This is a genomic window from uncultured Roseibium sp. (assembly GCF_947494555.1).
GTDB lineage: Bacteria > Pseudomonadota > Alphaproteobacteria > Rhizobiales > Stappiaceae > Roseibium.
Map to the genome: position 1 here is coordinate 1575290 of NZ_CANLVF010000001.1, position 14490 is coordinate 1589779.

14 protein-coding genes are annotated in these 14490 nt (G+C 56.1%); 7 read left to right on the forward strand and 7 right to left on the reverse strand.

Going from position 1 to position 14490, the window contains the following annotated elements; translation table 11 throughout:
* Positions 1-9: 9 nt before the first annotated feature.
* From napA to folE, 5 genes are all read right to left on the reverse strand, one after another.
* Positions 10-2502 (reverse strand): nitrate reductase catalytic subunit NapA, encoded by a 2493-nt coding sequence (gene napA, locus Q0915_RS07200; protein WP_299481352.1) that lies wholly within the window; start codon positions 2500-2502, stop codon positions 10-12.
* Between the two features lie 3 nt (positions 2503-2505).
* Entirely contained in the window at positions 2506-2790 is a 285-nt protein-coding gene (locus tag Q0915_RS07205; RefSeq protein ID WP_299481355.1) for a chaperone NapD, read from the reverse strand.
* Complete coding sequence (gene napF / locus Q0915_RS32075) at positions 2787-3308, reverse strand: ferredoxin-type protein NapF (protein ID WP_366525252.1); 522 nt, start codon at positions 3306-3308, stop codon at positions 2787-2789. The genes Q0915_RS07205 and napF overlap by 4 nt, the downstream gene beginning before the upstream one ends.
* Positions 3309-3684: 376 nt before the next feature.
* Positions 3685-4140 carry a phosphoribosyl-AMP cyclohydrolase gene (gene hisI / locus Q0915_RS07210; protein ID WP_299481358.1) on the reverse strand — a complete coding sequence of 152 codons (456 nt, stop codon included), beginning with the start codon at positions 4138-4140 and terminating at the stop codon, positions 3685-3687.
* A 46-nt stretch (positions 4141-4186) separates the two neighbouring features.
* Positions 4187-4822 carry a GTP cyclohydrolase I FolE gene (folE, locus tag Q0915_RS07215; RefSeq protein ID WP_299482148.1) on the reverse strand — a complete coding sequence of 212 codons (636 nt, stop codon included), beginning with the start codon at positions 4820-4822 and terminating at the stop codon, positions 4187-4189.
* Between the two features lie 287 nt (positions 4823-5109).
* Here folE and Q0915_RS07220 point away from each other — a divergent pair, with 287 nt between their 5' ends.
* From Q0915_RS07220 to Q0915_RS07230, 3 genes are all read left to right on the forward strand, one after another.
* Positions 5110-5562, forward strand: coding sequence for an iron-sulfur cluster assembly scaffold protein (locus tag Q0915_RS07220; protein WP_299481361.1), 453 nt, complete (start codon positions 5110-5112; stop codon positions 5560-5562).
* A gap of 27 nt (positions 5563-5589) precedes the next feature.
* Positions 5590-5943, forward strand: a complete 354-nt coding sequence (gene yidD / locus Q0915_RS07225; RefSeq protein WP_299481364.1) for a membrane protein insertion efficiency factor YidD — start codon at positions 5590-5592, stop codon at positions 5941-5943.
* 99 nt (positions 5944-6042) lie between these two features.
* Complete coding sequence (locus tag Q0915_RS07230) at positions 6043-7824, forward strand: radical SAM protein (protein ID WP_299481367.1); 1782 nt, start codon at positions 6043-6045, stop codon at positions 7822-7824.
* On the opposite strand, the gene Q0915_RS07235 is transcribed toward Q0915_RS07230, so the two are convergent.
* A complete protein-coding gene (locus Q0915_RS07235) occupies positions 7819-8718 on the reverse strand; it encodes a DMT family transporter (protein ID WP_299481370.1) in 900 nt (299 codons plus the stop codon). The two genes, Q0915_RS07230 and Q0915_RS07235, sit on opposite strands and share 6 nt — an antisense overlap.
* Positions 8719-8847: 129 nt before the next feature.
* Between Q0915_RS07235 and Q0915_RS07240 the strand changes: the two genes are divergently transcribed.
* The 3 genes from Q0915_RS07240 (at position 8848) to Q0915_RS07250 (ending at position 12419) form a co-directional block, all read left to right on the forward strand.
* Positions 8848-9300 (forward strand): Lrp/AsnC family transcriptional regulator, encoded by a 453-nt coding sequence (locus tag Q0915_RS07240; RefSeq protein WP_299481373.1) that lies wholly within the window; start codon positions 8848-8850, stop codon positions 9298-9300.
* Between the two features lie 151 nt (positions 9301-9451).
* Positions 9452-11422 (forward strand): threonine--tRNA ligase, encoded by a 1971-nt coding sequence (gene thrS / locus Q0915_RS07245; RefSeq protein ID WP_299481376.1) that lies wholly within the window; start codon positions 9452-9454, stop codon positions 11420-11422.
* Between the two features lie 139 nt (positions 11423-11561).
* Complete coding sequence (locus Q0915_RS07250) at positions 11562-12419, forward strand: lysophospholipid acyltransferase family protein (RefSeq protein WP_366525253.1); 858 nt, start codon at positions 11562-11564, stop codon at positions 12417-12419.
* A gap of 54 nt (positions 12420-12473) precedes the next feature.
* Here Q0915_RS07250 and Q0915_RS07255 read toward each other — a convergent pair whose 3' ends face one another.
* Positions 12474-13517 carry a hypothetical protein gene (locus tag Q0915_RS07255; RefSeq protein WP_299482151.1) on the reverse strand — a complete coding sequence of 348 codons (1044 nt, stop codon included), beginning with the start codon at positions 13515-13517 and terminating at the stop codon, positions 12474-12476.
* 374 nt (positions 13518-13891) lie between these two features.
* Here Q0915_RS07255 and Q0915_RS07260 point away from each other — a divergent pair, with 374 nt between their 5' ends.
* Positions 13892-14488, forward strand: a complete 597-nt coding sequence (locus Q0915_RS07260) for a nitroreductase (protein WP_299481382.1) — start codon at positions 13892-13894, stop codon at positions 14486-14488.
* Positions 14489-14490: the final 2 nt, after the last annotated feature.

The window sequence follows — 14490 nt, forward strand, 5'->3', positions numbered from 1 at the left end:
CAGAAGCGCTTAAGCGCGCTCCACCTTGCAGGCGCATTTCTTGAAGTCGGTTTCCTTGGACAGCGGACATGTTGCGTCCAGTGTCAGCTTGTTCGTCAGCTGGCCCTCGTCGAACCAGGGCATGAACACCAGTCCTTCCGGGACTTTGTTGCGGCCCCGGGTTGCCAGCTTGCTGCGCACCTGGCCCCGGCGCGTGGACACCATGATTTCCTGTCCGTTTCGCAGGCCGCGTGCTTCGGCGTCAGCCGGATGCATGTAAACGACCGCAAGTGGGAAGGAGCGATGCAATTCGGGAACGCGTCGCGTCATGGATCCGGAGTGCCAGTGCTCAAGAACACGACCCGTGCAGAACCAGAGATCATATTCCTCGTCCGGCGATTCCGCCGCAGCCTCATAGGGTGCGAAGATTATCTTGGCCTTGCCATCCTTGTGGCCGTAGAAGCGGACTTCTTCTCCGTCAGGGACGTAAGGATCGTAGCCCTCGCGGAACCGGTAGAGCGTTTCCTTGCCATCGACAACCGGCCAGCGAAGGCCACGGGCCTGGTGATAAATGTCGAACGGCGCAAGGTCGTGCGCGTGACCGCGGCCGAACTCCGCATATTCCTCAAAGAGGCCTTTTTGCACGTAGTAGCCGAAATGCTCCGCATCGTCGTTATGGAAGCCTTCGGCCGTCTCGCTCAGCGGGAACTTGTCGACCTGCCCGTTGGCAAACAGCACGTCGTACATCGTCTTGCCGCGATGCTCCGGCATCTTGGCGAGCAGTTCTTCCCCCCAGACTTCTTCCACCGTAAAGCGTTTGGCGAATTCCATCAGTTGCCACAGATCTGACTTGGCTTCGCCCGGCGCTTGAACCTGCTGGCGCCAGAACTGGGTGCGGCGTTCCGCATTCCCGTACGCGCCTTCCTTCTCAACCCACATCGCGGTTGGCAGGATCAAGTCTGCTGAAACCGCCGTCACGGTGGGGTATGGATCCGAGACGGTGATGAAATTCTCAGGATTGCGATACCCGGGATAGCCTTCTTCGTTCATGTTGGGGGCAGCCTGCATGTTGTTGTTACACTGCACCCAATAGGCGTTCAGCTCTCCGTCTTTCAGTTTCCGGTGTTGCAGCACAGCGTGAAAACCGGGTTTCGGCGGGATTGTGCCCGCGGGGATCTTCCAGGCTTCCTCGCAGATCCTGCGGTGTTCATCATTTGCAACAACCATGTCAGCCGGGAGCCGGTGGGCAAAGGTGCCGACCTCGCGAGCGGTGCCGCAAGCTGAAGGCTGACCCGTCAGTGAGAAGGGTGAATTTCCGGGCTCGGAAATCTTGCCGGTCAAAAGATGCACATTGTAGCAAAGCGAATTGACCCAGGAGCCACGGGTGTGCTGGTTGAAGCCCATCGTCCAGAGGCTCATGACCTTGCGCTCTGGATCTGCATACTGCTCTGCCAGCCGTTCCAGCTGCTCAGCGGGAACTCCAGAGAGCTCCGACGTCTTGTCGACGCTGTATTCGGCAACCGAGGCCGCGTATTCGTCGAAACTGATCGGCTCCAGTTTGCCGGAGTCCGGATTGGCAGCCGCTTCCTGGAGCGGGTTCTCCGGGCGCAACCCGTAGCCAATATCGGTGGCGGTTTTCGTGATGTTCACGTGCTTGGCCATGAAGTCTTCGTTCACGCGGCCAGTCGTGATGATGTGGTTGGCGATGTAGTTCAGGATTGCCAGATCTGACTGCGGTTTGAAGACGATGGCATTGTCGGCAAGTTCGAAGGAGCGGTGCTCGAACGTGGACAGGACATGTACCTGTGCACCGGGCTTGGTCAGACGTGTATCGGTAAGCCGTGACCAGAGGATAGGATGCATCTCCGCCATGTTCGAGCCCCAAAGCACGAATGTGTCGGCGTGTTCAAAGTCGTCATAACACCCCATCGGTTCGTCGATACCGAAGGTGCGCATGAAACCGACGACCGCCGAGGCCATGCAGTGGCGCGCATTCGGGTCGATATTGTTGGAGCGGAAACCGGCCTTCATCAGTTTTGCAGCCGCATAACCTTCCCAGATCGTCCACTGGCCCGAGCCGAACATGCCAACGCTTGTCGGGCCCTTGGCCTTGAGCGCCGCCTTCCATTTCTCGGCCATCACGTCGAAGGCCTCGTCCCAGCTGACCGGTTCAAACTCGCCGTTCTTGTCGTAGGCGCCGTTTGATTTGCGCAGCATTGGTGTTGTCAGCCGGTCTGCGCCATACATGATCTTCGAAAGGAAGTAGCCCTTGATACAGTTCAGGCCGCGATTGACGGGAGCATCCGGATCGCCCTGTGTGGCAACAACGCGTCCTTCCTTGGTGCCAACGAGCACCGAGCAGCCCGTTCCGCAGAAACGGCAGGCTGCCTTGTCCCATCTGATGCCGGTTGCCTGCACCTGCCCTTGGGCAGGCCCGCTGCCGATCGAAAGACCTGCTGCAGAAGCTGTTGCGGCAGCGGCTGTGGCCTTCAGGAATGTCCTGCGGGATTCAGAGATTGTCATGGCTTAGTCTCCGACTTGGCTCGATTGGGCATTTGTTGAAACGGCATCTTCCGCCGCAATATCTTCAAAGTGGTGGTAGGTGAGGGTGACCGAGATGACACCGGGGATCTGGTGCAGCTCCATAATCAGCTCCGACGCTAGTTTTTCAGGTGTATCTTCAACCACCACGACGAGACGGCCATCCTCACCGTCTGCGTGAATTTCCACCCCGTTCAGCGCATTGATCTGATCCCGGACGCTGTCGACCGAGCGGCTGGATGCGTGAACGAGGCAGCCGCAAATATTCATGTCGGGCCTCCTTCCTGATCCAGTTGAATCATTTTGAAACTCACCGCTTTTGCTGGACAGGCATATGAACATGCGCCGCAACCGGTACATTGACCAAAGTCAAGAACCGGTTCTGACTTGCCGCCGAGCGTCAGCCGGAATCGGATGGCTCTTGGTTCGCAAACGTCCTCACACGCCCGGCAAGTTATTCCCTGAAGGGAGAAGCAAGCGTTTGAAATTTCCGCTTTCCAGGGCCATGCAAGGTCGGTGGAGGGGTCGAGCGCGCCTGTCGCGCACGCATCGGCACAAGCGCTGCAAAACGTGCAAGCGCCGAGAGAAAAATCCACTACCGGCCGGCGGTCGCCAGCGAGGACGATGATCTTTTCCGGACACGCCTTAGCGCAATCGTTACAACCGGTACAAAGTTCTGAAAAACTATTCTCGGCTGCCCAAGGCGGACGCATCCCATCCACCTTTGCTTCAGTGGACAGTTTTAGGAATGCGCGCCGGCTAACCGAGACTGCGGTTTTTTCCGACATCACATCAGTCCGACCGGAGACCGCGTGAACGCCGTGGTAACCCGGCTGCGACTGTCTGGTTTGCCAAACGGGTCAACTGGTCTTCAAAAACCGATGGAACACCTTGTGCCGTGAACGCCGTCCACCCGGCTTGCCGGGTGTGATTGCTGTATTCTGCCATAACCTCTCCCTCAGTATGGACAGAAACAGAGAGCTGTTATGGTTCTTTGCCCTCAACGCGAGCTTAGGCCGTCGGACACCATAGAGGGTATAAGGGTTACTACGTAAGACGTTATTTCATAAGATTCGAAACAAATATAAGATACTGTAAAACAGAGATAGTTGACCCTTGATCATGCTTGAGATGCACAACGATTCGCGTAAAGGAAGCTGGTCTTCAGCCTTTACCGTAAACCTCGGCGGGGTCGTAAACTCTTTCGGCTTCAACGCGTTCAAGGGCCGTGGAACCGTCGGCGGGACTGACAACTTTCCGGAAAAAACATGAGCGGTAGCCGACGTGACAGGTCGCGCCATTGCCCGCGACGCTGACTTTTAGCACGAGCGCGTCCTGATCACAGTCAGTGAGGATCTCGTGCACCGTCTGAATTTGGCCGGAGGTTTCACCCTTCTTCCAGAAGCCCTGTCGGGAGCGGCTCCAGTACCAGGCCTCTCCCGATTGAATGGTTCGTGTCAGAGCTTCTTCATTCATGTAACCGACCATCAGAACTTCACCCGATTTGACATCGGTGACGACGGCGACGATCAGGCCGTCGCGATCGAATTTCGGCATAAGGAACGAACCGTTTTCAACGGCATCCTTGTCACCGCGTTCCTTGAACGGAGAGTTGCACATGAAGGGTGGTCCTAGCCTTACTGTTAGCAAGCAAGGACCAGACGGGTTATAGGCCCTTGCCGCGCACCATGGACATGAACTTGGCCTGTTCGGCCGGATCGTCCTGGAAAACGCCCGTGAATTGTGTGGTGATCGTCGAGACACCCTGTTTTTGAACGCCGCGCATGGTCATGCACTGATGTTCTGCTTCGATCATCACTGCCAGGCCTCGCGGAGCGAGCGCATCGTCAATGACCGATGCGACTTGCGCCGTCAAGTTCTCCTGCGTCTGCAGCCGCTTTGCATAAATATCTACAACACGGGCGAGCTTCGACAAACCGACAACGCCTTCAGCAGGGTAATAGGCGATATGAGCTTCGCCGATAAAGGGAAGCATGTGGTGTTCACAATGCGAATGAAACGGAATGCCACGTACAAGCACGATATCCTGGTACCCGCCGACATCTTCGAATGTCCGCTCAAGGTGCTCTGCAGGATCTTCAAAATAACCGCCGTAGAGTTGGCTGAGCGCCTTAACGACCCGCTTCGGCGTATCCACCAGGCCTTCGCGATCCGGGTCGTCGCCCGTCCACGCAAGTATCGTTCGAACGGCGGCTTCGACTTCTTCACGACTTGGCCGGAGCAACTGTTCAGGAGATTTTCTTTCAAATCTCTTCTCTACCGGCTTCAGGACTGCGTCCATCGGGATCCTCGCAAATTTACCCTTGTCACTCGTCATACGGCGCTCGTTCTTGCACAGATCAAGAAGTCCTCGCTTGAAGGCCGGGGACCTTTATCATACTCCACACAAAATGCGAACGCACAGTTTCTGAGCGGGTTGAGCCGGCTGCAAGCGCACTTGCGTCACCTACAATTACCGACTGCGACCACTCTGCCCCTTGCGAAATTGCCGTGGCGTCTGATCTATATATATGAAAGCAAAGCGCCATCAATGTGTCGCGCATCACAGGCTTTCACGAAGAGGCGAGAATGCTTGACGACATCTACAATGCAAAGATCCTTGAATTTGCAGGAAACATTCCGAGAATAGGCCGTCTAGAGCAGCCTGACGCAACGGCGAAGGCGCATTCCAAGCTTTGCGGTTCGACGGTGCTCGTTGACATCCGCGTGAAGGACGGTGTGGTGACTGACTTTGCCCACGACGTAAAAGCCTGTGCTCTGGGACAAGCCTCGGCCTCGATCATGGCCCAGAATGTGGTTGGCGCAAGCGCTGAAGAGCTGCGCGACGTACAGAAATCCATGCGGGCAATGCTGAAAGAGGGAGGAGATCCGCCATCCGGACGGTTCGACGACCTCAAGTTTCTGGAACCTGTACGCGAGTATAAAGCACGTCACGCCTCCACGATGCTGACCTTCGATGCCGTCGTCGACGCTCTGGATCAAGTCGACGCCAAGGCAAAGGAAGACGGGGCTGCGGCCTGAGCCGCATAGAGCAACACGAACATTTTCATGTGCAAGTGTCCGGATAGCGCTTCTCACCAAAAAGGCCACCTGTCTCTCGCAGGACATGCGGCAATCGGTCTCATCTGGCTCTACCGGCATTCACTGTCGCTTTTCATGGGGCGCGGCTGCCGTTACGCGCCAACCTGTTCCGATTATACCGAGCAGGCGATCAGAAGGTACGGTTTCTGGGCTGGTGGCTGGATCGGTCTGGCACGCATCTTGAGATGCAATCCCTGGGGGGCATCCGGCTTTGATCCGGTGCCCGACGTATTGCCCGAACGATCAGTGTGGTTCATGCCCTGGCGCTATGGTCGCTGGACCGGGCGCCATATTCCCAGAGAACACAGGCTGGATGAATGAGAGCGCCCGTCCGCTATGAGCGGTCCCAATCAATAAGACGTTGACCTAAAGTAACCTGGATGCAACGCTCTTTTCCTGGCTTTAGGGCAGGGGACGGATATGGACGCGCGTGACTTTCACTTCGTAATGATCAAGCCGACTCACTATGACGATGATGGCTATCCGATCCAGTGGCTGCGCTCCGCGATACCTTCCAACACCCTGGCCAGTCTCAACGGTCTTGCGGAGGCCGCACGGGAGCGAAAGGCGCTTGGAGAAGACGTTCGGATCCACCTGCACACATTTGACGAAACCAACAAACGTGTGCACCCGGAAAAATTAGCCAGGGATATCCGCAGGCGGGGTGGCAAGGCGATGATTGCCCTGGTGGGCGTTCAGTCCAACCAGTTCCCGCGCGCAACAGACCTTGCCCGCAAGTTTATGGCAGAAGGATTGCAGACCGCGATCGGCGGGTTCCATGTGTCAGGCTGCATCTCCATGCTGGACGAGATGCCGGCTGAATTGGTCGAGCTGCAGAAAGAAGGCGTCAGCTATTTCGCCGGTGAAGCAGAAGAGCGGCGGCTGGACCAGGTGTTCCGTGATGCATGGGCGGAAGATCTGAAACCGCTTTATGATTTCATGGCCGATCTGCCATCTCTGGAAGGCGAGCCGACACCGATCCTACCGCCCAAACACATCCAATTCACTGCCGGTTCGCATTCCAGTTTCGACCTGGGACGCGGCTGCCCGTTCCAGTGTTCGTTCTGCACGATCATCAATGTCCAGGGCCGCAAGAGCCGGTTCCGCTCCGCCGACGATCTCGAACAGATCATCCGCGACAACTACGAGCAGGGCATCAACAGGTTTTTCATTACGGACGACAACTTCGCACGTAACAGGGAATGGGAACCGCTGTTCGATCGGCTGATTGTGCTGCGCGAAGAAGAGAAGTTCGACATCAAGTTCATCATCCAGGTGGACACGCTCTGTCACCGCATAGAGAACTTCATCGAAAAGGCGACCAGGGCCGGGGTGAACCGGGTCTTTATCGGTCTTGAGAACATCAATCCGGACAATCTGCTTGCGGCCAAGAAGCGACAGAACAAGATCACCGAGTACCGGGAAATGCTGCAGAAATGGCGGGCCCACGGCGCTACGACCTACGCCGGCTACATCATCGGATTTCCGGGTGACACCAAGGAAGCGGTGTTGCGCGATGTGGAGATCATCAAGAACGAATTGCCGCTAGATCTTCTGGAGTTTTTCTATCTGACACCACTGCCGGGATCTGAGGACCACAAGGTCCTTCTTTCCAAAGGTATCTGGATGGATCCGGATCTCAACAAATACGATCTTAATCACCGGGTATCGCACCATCCCAAAATGACCGATAGCGAATGGGAAGAAGCCTATCGGGAAGCCTGGGAAAGCTATTATTCCGACGCGCATATCGAAACCGTTCTAAGGCGTGCCGCCGCCCACAAGAAGGGGCGCCCGGGAAACAAGCTGTTCCTGATGATGTGGTTCAAGCTCATGGTCCAGTGTGAGGGAGTGCACCCGCTGGAGGGTGGCTATTTCCGGCTGAAATTCCGCAAGGACCGCCGCAGCGGATTGCCGATTGAGAGCGCGCTCTCCTTCTATCCGCGTTACATCTGGGAGGTCGTCGCAAAGCACTGGGCTTATGTGTCGTCGACCTGGCGTGTTTACCGGATATACCGCAAGGTCAAAGCGTCGCCCAACCGTCACAGCTATTCGGACATTGCCATCAAGGAGATCGAAAAGGATAGCGAGGAAGCCCTGGCCATGATCCAGGAAACCCGTGGAGGCGTCGAAGCGGTCGCAAAGACAGCTCGAGATGCATCCATCGTAAAGGCAGCCAAGAAGAGAGCGGTTGCCTCATAGGGCGGCACCGGACGTTTTTTTTCTTCCCGGGATCCGCCAGCCGAATGTCATCCCCATGGCGGCCGTAACAATGGCCGCGGCGCCCACAAGCTGCACCGCCTGCAACGCGTGGCCGAACGCTATGTAGTCCACGACAATGGCGACGACCGGATAGATGAACGAAAATGCTCCTTGAAGGTAGGTCGGAAGTTTCTGAACGGCGCCATACATCAGAATGTACATCAGTCCTGTATGAACCGCGCCTAGAGTGATCAACGCGCCCCAGGCGATACCGCCTTCCGGAAGTGCCGACCAGCTGACGAAGGGCGCAAGCATCAATATGCCGACACAGACCTGAATGAGTGCGATCAGTTGCGGCGGCGTTCCCGTGAGTTTTTTCGTGAGGAGCGCGGCAACCGCCCAGAAAAAGGCGGCGCAGAAGGCCAGCAGAATTCCGAAGGCGTAATTCAATCCGCTCGCCTCAGGACCACCCGGTTTTGCCTGAACGATCAGCATGACACCCAAAAACGCGATCGCAAGCCACGAAAGTTTGGTTGCGGTAATGCGTTCCCCGAGAAAGAGGGCGCCAAAGCCGACCAGAATAAAGGGCTGAGTATTATAAACTGCGGTCGCGACGCCTATCGAAGCTTGACCATAAGCGCTGAATAGCATTGCCCAGTTCAAGACGATGGCGACACCGCCGAGTGCGGCCAGTAGAAGCTGGCGCAAAGTTATCCGCCGGCCCAAAACACCCTGAGCCGCGCAAATTACCAAAAGCGCAAACGCACCGAAGGCGCAGCGCCAGAATACGACATCTATTGCCGCTTCTCCCGACAGTACGACGAAAAATCCGTTAGTGCCGAGAATGGTCATGGCGGCGCTCATTTCCACAGCACCGCGAAGTGTCTTGTCCATATCTGCCTCGCCCTGTTTGTTGGCATGGCAATCTTGGCAAACCGGGCGAGCGCTTTCTATGTGGTAAGTTAGATGATATCGTAAATTTTCCTTATTATCTTAAGTCAAAGCACCAGTTGGATTCATGAAATGAAACTGGATGACGCGGATGCGAAAATTGTCGAAGCGCTGATCATGGACGGCCGCATGTCCCTGAAGGATCTTGCCGCCCAGGTCGGATTATCATCGCCGGGGGTCTCGGAACGGATCCGCCGCTTGCAGGAGCGCGGCGTGATCTTGGGGTTTTCTGCCGAGGTTGACCCAAAGGCGCTGGGCTACAGTCTTCAGGCTATCGTCCGGATACGTCCGTTGCCTGGCAAACTGCATATCGTGCAACAGCTGATCCAGGAGATTCCGGAATTCTGCGAATGCGACAAGGTGACCGGCGACGACTGCTTTATCGCGCGCCTCGCCGTGCCGTCGATTGAGCAGCTGGACGGTATTCTCGACAAGATTGCCGACAAGGCGGAAACAAGCACATCGATTGTCAAATCACAGCCCATCCGGCGGCGTCCGCCACCGCTTGTTTCGCAGTTGCCATAACCCCATTGAACAATTTGGCCTGCAGATCTGGAAGGGCTGCCACCCGCAGCAAAGGGTTGCCGTTTTGCGCCGAATACCCTATCAGCAGGCGGTCCATTTTCCATCGAACAGCTTACCTGCCTTGTCTGCAGGAGTGAGCAGGAGAAAAAAGATGATCCAACTGACTTTTCCCGACAATTCCGTGCGCGAATACGAGGCAGGCACCACCGGTCTTGCCGTTGCCGAAGGCATTTCGAAGTCGCTCGCCAAAAAGGCGGTCGCAATGACGCTCGACGGTGAACTGCGGGATCTTTCCGACGCCATTTCCACCAACCATGCGATTGAGATCGTGACGCGTGACGATCCGCGGGCGCTTGAATTGATCCGCCACGACGCGGCTCACGTGATGGCCGAAGCCGTGCAGGAGCTTTGGCCCGGTACGCAGGTGACGATCGGCCCGGTTATCGAGAACGGATTTTACTACGATTTCAAGCGCGTACATCCGGACAGTGGTGCGGATTGGCCCTTTCATCCCGACGACCTTCAGGTCATCGAGAAAAAGATGCGTGAGATCATCGCCCGTGGTGCTCAATTCACCAAGGAAATCTGGTCTCGAGACGAGGCCAAGACCTACTTCGCGGCGAAAGGCGAGGACTACAAGGTCGAACTCGTCGACGCGATCCCGGAAGATCAGGAGCTCAGGATTTACAAGCAGGGCCAGTGGCTGGATCTGTGCCGCGGTCCTCACATGGTCTCCACGCGTCAGATTGGCGATGCCTTCAAGCTGATGAAAGTGGCGGGCGCTTATTGGCGCGGTGACGCCAACAACGAAATGCTGAGCCGCATTTATGCGACCGCCTGGCACAATGAAAAGGAGCTCAAGGGCTACCTTCATATGCTGGAGGAAGCAGAAAAGCGCGATCACCGCAAACTCGGACGCGAAATGGATCTTTTCCACTTTCAGGAAGAAGGTCCGGGCGTTGTGTTCTGGCATCCGAAGGGCTGGGACATGTTCCAGAACCTGATTGCCTACAAGCGCCGTGTTCTGAAGGACGACTACAAGGAAGTGAATGCACCCCAGGTGCTGCATACGTCGCTCTGGGAGACCTCCGGTCACTGGACCTGGTACAAGGAAAACATGTTCTCCGTGCAATGTGCCGATCCGGAAGCGGAGGACGATCGCGTTTATGCCTTGAAGCCGATGAACTGTCCGGGTCACGTGCAGATCTTCAAGCATGGATTGAAAAGCTATCGCGACCTGCCGATGCGCCTTGCGGAATTCGGCGTCGTCCATCGCTACGAGCCCTCAGGTGCCTTGCACGGTCTGATGCGCGTTCGCGGCTTCACACAGGACGATGCGCACGTCTTCTGTACGGAAGAGCAGCTCGCCGAAGAGTGCCTGAAGATCAATGACCTTATTCTGTCGGTCTATAAGGACTTCGGCTTTGACGAGGTGGTGGTAAAGCTTTCGACCAGGCCTGAAAAACGTGTCGGTACCGACGAGATGTGGGACCACGCGGAAGCGGTGATGGATGACGTTCTGAAACAGATCGAAGCCCAGTCGGGAGGACGTGTCAAAACCGATATTCTGCCGGGTGAGGGGGCGTTCTACGGACCGAAATTCGAATACACGCTTCGTGATGCCATCGGGCGGGAGTGGCAGTGCGGGACGACCCAGGTCGATTTCGCTCTTCCGGAACGCTTTGGCGCGTTCTACGTCGACAACAACGGCGAGAAGAAAACACCTGTCATGGTCCATCGGGCAATCTGTGGTTCCATGGAGCGGTTCCTCGGGATCCTGATCGAAAACTTTGCCGGTCATTTTCCCCTGTGGTTCGCACCGCTGCAGATCGTCGTTGCCACGATCACTTCCGAAGCTGACGGATATGGGCAGGAAGTGGCCGATCTTCTGAAAGCAAACGGTCTAAAAGTCGAGACGGATTTCCGCAACGAGAAGATCAACTACAAGGTCCGCGAGCACTCGCTCGCCAAGGTACCGGTCATCATTGTGTGCGGAATGCGCGAAGCGGACGAAAGAACCGTCAATGTCCGCAGACTTGGTTCGAAAGACCAAAGATCGATGGGACTGGAAGAAGCGGTGTCGGCTTTTGTTAACGAGGCGACACCTCCGGACTTGAAATAATTGTGAGCGACCCGAAATACGGGGAAATGTTACATCTTGCACATTGCCCTTCCGTTAGGGCAATGTGCTGTCAAATTGGTGATACATAGCGTCTGGTATTGGGCTCCATAGTTACCAGAGCGACCCTAACCTGAAGATGATGGCTGCCGTGGATTACACAGAATTCAGCTATGCCAACCCGGAACATCCACCGCTGAAAAGGTGGACGATAAGGACCATTGAGGGTCTTTCAGGGCGCCGGAAGCTCATCGACGTTTACGAAGTGTGGAAACACACCATGGTCGACACTTCAGATAATATCTGGAGCGACCTTCTGGGTCTGATCAATCTGAACGTTTCCGTAGAGGACGGGGAGTGGCCCCCGAAGGATTTGCCGGAAGGTCCGCTGGTTCTGATAGCAAATCATCCCTATGGCATTGGTGATGGGCTTGCGATCCTTTCGCTCGCAGAACAACTGAACCGCCCCTTCAAGATCCTCATCAACAATGAACTCTTGAAAGTTCCCGAAGTTCGCCCGTTTTCCCTGCCGGTCGATTTTGAGGAGACCAAAGAGGCACTCAAGACCAACATGCAGACCCGGAAAGAGGCCCTGCGCCTTTTGCAGGAAGGTACGACAATAATCGTCTTTCCGGGTGGCGGTGTCGCGACAGCTGCAAAACCTTTCGGGCGCGCCGAAGAGCTTCCTTGGAAAACCTTCACGGCAAAGATGATCAGATCATCCAAGGCGACGGTTCTGCCGCTTTACTTCGACGGCCAGAATTCCTGGCTTTTCCATCTCGTCAGCAAATATTCCCTGACCTTGCGTCTGGCTCTGCTCGTCCGGGAGTTCCGGCGGATTGTCGGATCAGTGATGACGGCGCGCGCCGGGCGTCCAATTCCGTTCGACACCTTGAGTGGCTTCAAGGATCAAAAGGAAGTCATGGATTTCCTGCAGACAAAGGTTTTGGAAATGGCACCCGCGGAGCCCGCCAAACGTCTGCTAGGCCGACGCGGCTGACGACTACTCGATTTTTTGAGACGATAGAAAAACCGCTTCCGGCGTGAGGCGGTTTCAGTTGGCGCTCGAGGTGCCCTGTGTTGCAAGTTCACTTATCGACGTAACGACCTCCACCTCTCGATCCTGTCCCGGCGCGACTTCGAAGGTGTGCAGATAAGTCCGGCCGTTGTTTCTGGCGAGGGCTTCGTATTCGCCTTCCGCCAGGACAAAATCGGGAAACGCGCCCGTTGCTTCCACAACGACGTGTCCACCGGCGCTCAAAACGGACCACGTGGTGTTGGCGATTGCTTCGCCACCACGCTCGTTGACGAGCTTCAAGGTTATGTCTGCGGCTTTGTGAAGAATAGTTGCTTCGGTCAGTTTGCCCGGCAGAACCTGGATATCTGCCCGGATCACGGCGTTGACGTTACCGTAGCGACTGACGACGTGGTAAGTGTCAGCGCCGAGACGAATGATCGAACCCGGTTTGATGTTCTCAACGACCTTGTAGCGTTCGCCGCGCTCGTCGAACGACATGCCATAGACGTCGAACGTCACTTGCTCCTGATCTATGGTTTCGCCGTCCTTCATTGCCGCACCGAACTTAATACCGCCGGCATTCAGCGTGAGCATTTTCGACTGAACTTCCTTGCCGAGTACGACGCGGTTGGTCGATTGAGCATATCCAAACGCCGTGTGCACTAGATAAGAGCCTGGGTCGAGCCGGAATTCGGCGTCACCTCCCATCGAAGTCGCAACCAGTTCCAACCGGCCGTTCGCATTTGTCGTGTCGGAATAGATGCGCCAGACCAGTCCGTCATCCAACGGCTGACTGTCCTGTGTCAGCTTGGCCATCAGATAGAGGGCGCCCTGGTCCAATCCTTCGCCACCGGGTGCGGCAAGAGAGCGTAATGTTGGAGCGTATGATGTCTCGACGTCCGAGAACAGCGGTTCGGGCTCTCTGTCGAGCAGATTGATGATCTGGTCTTCACGCGGAACAGACGGCGCGTTGGGATCCGGCTTGGCGGCTGGAGGCATGGGCGCTTCCACAGTCTGTGCCACCGATGCAACGCCCTGGAACATGATTACCGGAACAGCTATCAAAAAAGCACGCAACATATTGGTCACGCAACGCTCAACCGTCGTGCTCTTAAAGACAGATCCTGCTTCCAACATGCCCACTTCGTTATCTTTTTCGACCGACCACAGTTACGGCCATCCGTCGTTTATACCAATTCAGGTTGGCGCGGTACACCGGTTTAAATTCAATCGTGCGCCAGCACAATGAAACAGGTCAATGCACACCACGCACCTGCACAAATACTGGATACTGCGCCAACGATCCGCGTTTGCCCCTGAATGACAGATCTGAGCGCAGCAGCTAATGGGCCTGAAAATCAGGCAAATTCAAGACCTGGATTCGAAAGTTGACAATTTCAGTCAATGAATTAGGTGGATTGTCACAATCGCAACTGTTCAATGAGTGTTGTCACATGCCTTCCTCCAACGCCGGCTCACCCGCGGTCCTGGACTTCCTTCGAAAACGGCGGTCGCATCCCTCGGTGACGATGACGGAGCCCGGGCCAAGTGAAGAACAGTTGCGCGACTTCCTGACGATCGCTGCCCGTGTTCCCGACCACGGCAAACTGGCGCCCTGGCGTTTCATCGTCTTCAGGCGTGAACATGGCGAGGCAATCGGCAGAAAGCTTGCTGAGATCTGCGAGCGGAAAAACGGCCCCCTGGACGAGGACCAACGCCAAAAGGAATTGACCCGTTTTCTGCGTGCACCGCTTGTTGTTGGCGTTGTGAGTACCGCGAGCGAGCATCCGAAAATTCCGGTTTGGGAACAGCAGCTTTCCGCGGGCGCAGTTTGCATGAACCTTGTCAGCGCTGCTGCCGCAGGTGGTTTTGTGTCTCAGTGGCTTACTGAATGGTACAGCTTTGACAAGGAGGCGGCGTCATGGCTTGGTGCTGCCGAAACCGAACAGTTTGCCGGGTTCATTCAAATCGGTACGCCCACGCAGACACCCGTTGAAAGACCGCGTCCCGAACTTTCCACTCTGGTACGTGAATGGAGCAATACCCTTTGAAG